The following is an 890-nucleotide window of genomic DNA, read 5'->3' as shown; positions in this document are numbered from 1 at the left end:
CATCTAGGCTCTCCCCTCCGCCCCGGTCATCATCAAGCCGAGCCGCGCTATCGTTGCATCGGCGCTGTCGAGCGTGCCGACGATGCGGCCCTCATACATCACCGCGATGCGGTCGCAGAGCACCAGCAGCTCTTCGAGATCCTCGCCAATGACGATGATGCCGCAGCCTTTGGTCCGCATGTCGAGGAACTTTTCATGGATGAAGCGGGCGGCACCGATATCGAGCCCACGCGTCGGCTGCGAGACAACAAGCACCTTCGGATCGAAGGCAAGCTCGCGTGCCAACAACGCCTTCTGCAGATTGCCGCCGGACAATGCGCCGGCCCGGGTCATCGGTCCGGGGCATCTGATGTCATAGGCCTTGATTTGTTCTTCAGCGAAAGCGCGGATCGCATGCGGCTTGAGCAGGCCTTTGCTGCTGAACGCCGCGGTGCCGATGCGCGGCAACACCATCGAATCGGCGAGCGGCAGGTTGGTCACCAGTCCGGTCGTCATACGGTCTTCCGGGATACGTCCGAGCCCGAGCGCCTGCACCTCGCGCGGCGAAAACCGTGAGACTTTTTGGCCGGCAATCGTCATCCGGCCGGCATCGGGCGCCCGCACGCCGGAGATCACCTCCGCCAGCGCCCGCTGGCCATTGCCCGACACCCCGGCAATGCCGAGGATTTCGCCGGCACGAACGGCAAGCGATATGTCGCGCAGCGCCGTGCCGGAATGATGCGAGGTTGAGATACCGTCGAGCGTCAGCACATCAGCACCCGGCGCCGATGGTCCCCGCGCCGGCGGCACGATCTCATGGCCGCACATCAGTGTTGCCATCTCCGAGGATGTCGTGTTGGCCGGGTCATCGACGCGGCCGGCAACGCGGCCATGCCGCAGCACCGTGCAGC

Annotated in this window: 1 protein-coding gene; it reads right to left on the bottom strand. The window is 65.1% G+C overall.

The window, feature by feature from the left end; translation table 11 throughout:
* Nucleotides 1–3: 3 nt before the first annotated feature.
* A partial coding sequence (locus tag EN906_RS35650; protein ID WP_127375845.1) for an ATP-binding cassette domain-containing protein occupies nt 4–890 on the bottom strand: 887 nt, incomplete at its 5' end.

This window comes from Mesorhizobium sp. M7A.F.Ca.CA.004.06.1.1, assembly GCF_003999135.1.
GTDB lineage: Bacteria > Pseudomonadota > Alphaproteobacteria > Rhizobiales > Rhizobiaceae > Mesorhizobium.
The sequence above is the reverse complement of the archived record's forward strand: the minus strand, read 5'-3'. Positions and strand labels throughout refer to the sequence as shown.